A 6087-nucleotide genomic window follows, 5' to 3' on the forward strand; every position below is an offset into this window, starting at 1 on the left:
TGGATTATTTTAATGTTGAAACAACAAAACTTTGGCATGAGCCTTTAGAATACCCACAACGAACGGTTATAGTTCAAACCACAATCCTAATAAGTGGAATGGTGCTTTTGGTTATATGAGAGATGATGGAGCTAAAGCTCATACTGGTTTAGGTATTATTGTTTTTATGCACTATTGTAGAAAATAAAGCCTACTTGTTGCATTGCGCATTGTGTCATATCTTATTAATTCCATTTAAAAAAATAAAAAACACGCTATTTACTTACTATTTAAGTTTTTTTGGCGTTTTTTTAGTATTTCTTGTTTCAAGACGAAAACGTCAATATCGACGCAATAGTGGCGTCTCAGTGTGGCATAACCTCAGCATTATTGCGACAGGCAATGGTGAAAAAGAGAGTGGCGATATCAATATGCGGTCATGATGCAATGCTCAAAGCAAACCATGATGTTAACATCATTGGACAAGAAAATACGATAAAAACAAAGATGAAATAAAAAACAGCAGTGGCTCGATGGGCGTGGGCTATAACTTTGGTAGAGAAAAACGGATTTACCATTTCTGCCTGTGCCAGCCAAAGCAAATCCCGAGAAAAAGGTAACGGTACCGATTGGATAGAAAGTGTAGTAGAGGCGGGCACTGTCTAATATTTTGGCGAGGATAACTCATATTTATGATAAAATTCCAACAGCTTATATAATTCAATTTCAAGCATTTTTTCCTGCGAGAGATTTATTTTATTATTATAAATTAGATAAATTGGAGGTTAATTACTAATGATAAAAATATCTAAATATATTTTATTAATGCTACTCTTTTATGTAGTTGATATTTTTGCGTGTAGTAATTTAAATTTACCCATAGTAAATTCAACTTTACCCAAGTTATATCCAATCTATCAAGAAATGAAAAACTTGCTGATAAAAACCAGACTCTCCCATACCGAGTATTTAATAATGGCACCTTAGAACCACGTATTGTGGAAATTGATGTCTTTAATCAAAATGATTTGGAGTATATTTAATGAATTACCTAAAAAAAATAATATCGATAAAGAAAAAATTTAAAATTTTAGTTATTGGTCTTTGTGCAATTATCGGTATTGTGTATTTTTATTTTGATCATTTATTAAATTTAGATGATAACCTTGTTCAACCGGAAACTATAATTATGGACTATACAATTTATCCTTCAACTATTCCTGAAAATGAATTATTACGCATAGACGAAGCTAAAAAGCTATATCGATCTGCATTTGACGATCAAGTATTCTATGGAGTAATTGATCCTGATAGCTTAGTAAAGTTTATTAAGCATGCTTGGCAATGGGATAAAAATGCAATGCCTTATTATTATGACCTTCTTACTTTTCAAGAGCTATACGATGATGATGAAAAAGAAGAGGGAATGATGTCATTTACCGAGTTTATACGTAAATATCGCGATCAGTTAGTAGATAATGCCGGTAACCCACTAGTTGAACCTAAAGTGTTTAGAAGTATTGAAATGAAAGGTTATTTATGGGATAAGTTTGCCGATTTAAAATATCCCTATTTTGCTTATCGTAAGAGTATTTATTATGCTCCTTGTGGATTTGATGAAAGAGGAATAGCGAAACTATGCAAAGATGAACAATTAGAAAAAAGTATTGAATATCTCAATGATGCCATTGAAGGAGGCTATCATTGCTACGAAAAATTGATAGCCCAAATGTTATTTCAACAAGGCGACCATTATAAAGATGAACATTATAAAAAGATTAATAAATTAACCGAATATCGCAAATCCTTAAAATCAGAAGATTTAAAACTCTCGATTGATTATGCGCAGTTAATGGCGGAGCATAGCTCGATTATTGGTATATTACGGGTTACTGAAGCCTATTTATATGGATTAGGCCGTGAGCATGATATTGTTAAAGCCTATGCGTGGTCACTATTAAGTGATTATGCAAAACAAAAAATCGAGGAACAAGGTAACAATTTAGCGTGGGATTCTGAGCAACTTCCCCCAGTTTGGGAATATAACAAGGAAATTCAAACTCGTTTAGAAAAAATTCTTAATCCAGCACAACAACAAGCCGCCCAAGATTATCTGTCTGAGTTAAAAAACAAGATTATTGATTGGAATTATAATCGCTGGCGAGATCAAATTGATGACTTTCATCCTAAGCCTTAATTTGTTTTTAAGTGTTATATCTAATGGAGTTAATGTAATGATGAGTTATCTTTAGCACAGAGTACAGCGGCGTGGACTAATCATCCTTTACAATCAAGCCATCCTTTACAATCAAGCAATAGATGCACAAGGTAACTTGTGGTTAAAAGTCGATGTACTTGATGATAAAAACCGACTGAACGAAGGTTGGGTGTTAGTGAATGGCGAAGGTGCTAAGCGGGTCTGTTGTTGGGATTGGTTTGATTTTACACAAATAAAAGAGACGGGCACATTAAAAGACATCTACCTTGATGCAGACAAATCCTTAAAACGCAATAAAGACAATCACTCATTATCAGGATATAAACCAACAATAAAAGAAACGTGTTTTCAAGGTATTGTAAATAAACCGATATTGTATTCGGCATTAAGCCGCTTACTAGTCAATTACAAAAGTGAATGGTACAGTAAAGTTGATGCAGAGGGAAAACTGCCGGAATGGGAAGAATTAAACAGCGAAATGACGGAAAATGCTAAAAATCTATTAGGTTATTTACAAACGGGTGATGAAGCAAAATTCGAGGCATATTTAAGTAGTGTCGGTAAAGCAAAGGACTCGCCTGAAGCGAAAGGGTTTGAAACATTAAGACGAGAAATAAACCGTTTTCCTGCAGATTATAAAGAATCACCCTCGAAAAAGCTGACTAAAGAACAGTTTGAATCTTATGCCAAAATGGAAGCATTAGAAAAACAAGTAACAGCTTGGGAAAAGACCAAAGAGAAGATAAAAAAGATGTTATGGTGGGATGATGTGGCTAAAGGCTTATCGAAGTTAAACCAACAAAACGACACGCCCCCAGAAAATGGCGAGGCAACCAATACCACAACCCCCCCCAGCAGATACCACCCCACCGGCCACGCTTAGCGCTGATGGCAAGGCGTGGTTTGTTCATCCGGTGGCGATGAATATTTTTAATTTTGAAAGTTGTGTGTGTAATAAGCATATAACTGAAGATCAATTTAAATCAATAATGCCTAATGATATTTTACGTAACGGATTATTTTATAAAATGAATAACGATTTGAAAAATACATCATTAAGTACGTTTCTTTTAAAATTGAATAAGTATTTTACTCAACACAATGTTACTAGCTGCCTTCAGAAAGCGCATTTTATATCGCAGATATTATGTGAAAGTGATTTTTTTAGAACAGCAGAAGAATATAAAAATAGGGATGGTTCAACGCCTTCTCATTGGAACAATTATAAAGGAGGCGCAAATTATCATGGTAGAGGACTTATTCAAATTACCCACAACTATAATTATGAATCTTTCGGTAAATATATTAATAACAACACACTTAAAGATAACCCGGATATAGTATGTTCTACTTTAGATTTTACAATAAAATCTGCATTTTGGTATTGGATAAATGGAAGTGCGTGGGGAAATATTAATAGCATTGCAGCAAATAATGACTTTCTTAAAGTTACCATGGCTGTAAATGGTGGATATAACCATGTTGTAGAAAGAAATAAGGCACTTATCACTTTATACGATAAGTTTAATATTAAGAACTGTCTTTTATATCACGATATTAAGTTTGATAACTATTCTTTTGATACAAGCGCAATGGTTAATAGTAAATGGTATGAAAATAACAAAAATAAAGTAAAAGAAGTTGAAACAGCTTTGAAAGATTTCTATACAACATTACAAAGGGAAAATTAACATGAAAAAAAAATTATTTTTATTATTTTATTTTATTTTATTTGAATTTTCCTTTATATGCTCAAATATGTAGTGAAACCAAATCAAATGATCTTAAAGGGCAATTTATCAATGGCGATAAATTCAATGGTAAATATACATATTGCCGTTTCAATAAACCTGAAGAAGGTATAATTTCGCAAATTGATTTGAACTTGGACATAGATGGAAATGTAAATAATTATATTTATATAGGAGGGATGAATCCTTCAATTGAGATTTCAGACTTGGGAATTATATCCATTTTTGATAAATTTGGAGGTATGCAAAGCCCTGCTAAAATAACTTATTTAACAAGTAAAAATAAAAAGTTAATTAAAATAGGAGAAATATACTTAGATTTTTCCCTTGGACAGGTTACTGATTATTCGATTGAAAATATTGATGATAATACTGATAAATTTATTGAAACTATTTTATCAAAAAAACAAGATTCTTTTATTAACAAAGCTACCCTTTCATATACAGATTATTTTATTTTGTTTTTAGCTAATAATTTGTTAAAAACAAATATAGATCCAGTTTGGAAAGATAAGTTTTATACTAAATTACTGTCAATGGGATATGAAGATATTGGATCGGCTACACTAATTCATACAACTTTTTTAAGGGGTAAGGTAAACTTATCACAACTAAAAAAGAAAAAATATGAATAAGATTAAACGCAAAAGACGAACATTCACAGATGATTTTAAACAGCAAATGGTCAGTCTTTATCAACATGGTAAATCACGTAGTGAAATCGTTGCAGGATATGATTTGACACCATCAGCATTGGACCGTTGGATAACGCAAGCAAGCCAAAGCAGCTCATTTAAAACAAAAATAATCGCAGTCCACAAGAACAAGAGCTAATCGCGTTGCGCAAAGAGCTTAAACAACTCCGTATGGAAAACGATATTCTAAAGCAAGCAGCACTGATAATAGGACGAAAATCGCTATCCTAAAAAAAAATCGACATCGTTATAGCATAACAAAGCCATATCAATATTTAGGATTATCAAGACATTACGCTTATTATCAGTGTAAATTGAATAGACAAAATCAGTAGGGCCATTATTGGTTTATTTTGTCGGTTATTTTGTAAAAAATATTCAGGAGTCTATACTGTTTTAAATTCATAACAAATTGATTTAACTAAAAAAGTAAAAAGTGCCAACAACACCGTAAGGTCAATGTTTCAGTTTTTTTACGCTATCAAGAAAACAAACAAATCCTCCATTTTTGTCAAAAACTTTCAGGAGTGTACTACGTTTATGTAAAAAATCCTAAAAAAATCATGCATAAATAAACAAGGGTAACGTTATTATTATTGCTTTTTTAACCACCATTTCACCGCCAAAACAACGCGACTAAACTAACTTGAATTATTAATATTAAACAACACATCGTTAAAAATGAGTTAAATGTTGCTCTAAAATGCGCTATACTTTGTGCTGTTTAACTTATTTAGATCATCAATCAAATAACGATATTTGGTAGCTAAGCGATATTAGATAACTATATTAGATAACTATATTAGATAACTAAAAGCAATAATATTAACCATTTAAATCATAAAAACAAACCAAAGGTATTCCCTTTTGTTCTAATTAAATCAATAAATAAGGAAAGGAAAAAACATGGCAAGTGCGTTAGAGCGTCTTTTAGAGCAGCTTGATGACGGGATATTGGGTCATTTAAAAAAACTGAGCCATAATCGCTATACCTTAACCGTTGAGGGGCTAAGTTCGCCGGTGTCGGTGTTACAGGTTAAAGGCGATGAGCGGCTTAACCAGCCGTGGCATTATACCCTTGAATTTACCAGTCCCGATAAAGCCCTTGCCATTGATTCACTGCTTAACCAAAACGCCACTTTCTCATTTAATCCCTTTTTAAACCAGCCATTAACAGAAGCAATACGCTCACTAGGTGGCTTACCGGCTATCAGTGACGGGCGCATACTTCATGGGGTGGTTACCGCATTTAGTCAGCTATCGGTCAGTAAAGAGCAAGCGCATTATCAAGTTGTTTTATCATCCCGCTTAGCGTTGTTAGCCATGAAAAAACAGTGTGCCATTTTTCAAAACCAAAGCGTGGTAAGTGTAGTGGAATCGATACTGCGCAGCCATGGTTTTACCGGCATTGATTACCGCTTGGAATTAAAAGACACCTACCCGT

7 protein-coding genes are annotated in these 6087 nt (G+C 33.1%); all 7 read left to right on the forward strand.

The genetic code is table 11. The features are described 5' to 3' along the window. Positions 1–209: 209 nt before the first annotated feature. Positions 210–422 carry a hypothetical protein gene (locus A9G35_RS13195; protein ID WP_141673763.1) on the forward strand — a complete coding sequence of 71 codons (213 nt, stop codon included), beginning with the start codon at positions 210–212 and terminating at the stop codon, positions 420–422. Between the two features lie 599 nt (positions 423–1021). Further along, on the forward strand, positions 1022–2176 hold the full coding sequence (locus tag A9G35_RS06490) for a hypothetical protein (RefSeq protein ID WP_065636169.1): 1155 nt from the start codon (positions 1022–1024) through the stop codon (positions 2174–2176). 136 nt (positions 2177–2312) lie between these two features. Beyond that, a complete protein-coding gene (locus A9G35_RS06495; protein WP_065636170.1) occupies positions 2313–3080 on the forward strand; it encodes a hypothetical protein in 768 nt (255 codons plus the stop codon). Beyond that, complete coding sequence (locus A9G35_RS06500) at positions 3019–3888, forward strand: glycoside hydrolase family 19 protein (protein ID WP_081300139.1); 870 nt, start codon at positions 3019–3021, stop codon at positions 3886–3888. The genes A9G35_RS06495 and A9G35_RS06500 overlap by 62 nt, the downstream gene beginning before the upstream one ends. Before the next feature lie 41 nt (positions 3889–3929). After that, the gene (locus A9G35_RS06505; RefSeq protein WP_065636172.1) at positions 3930–4583 is read left to right on the forward strand and encodes a hypothetical protein; all 654 of its coding nucleotides are present in this window, start codon (positions 3930–3932) and stop codon (positions 4581–4583) included. Next, complete coding sequence (locus A9G35_RS06510) at positions 4576–4782, forward strand: transposase (protein WP_081300140.1); 207 nt, start codon at positions 4576–4578, stop codon at positions 4780–4782. The genes A9G35_RS06505 and A9G35_RS06510 overlap by 8 nt, the downstream gene beginning before the upstream one ends. Positions 4783–5549: 767 nt before the next feature. Beyond that, positions 5550–6087, forward strand: a 538-nt coding sequence (locus A9G35_RS06515) for a contractile injection system protein, VgrG/Pvc8 family (protein WP_255305979.1), incomplete at its 3' end; no start/stop codon positions are given.

The organism is Gilliamella sp. Choc5-1 (assembly GCF_001690595.1).
Classification (GTDB): domain Bacteria; phylum Pseudomonadota; class Gammaproteobacteria; order Enterobacterales; family Orbaceae; genus Gilliamella; species Gilliamella apicola_M.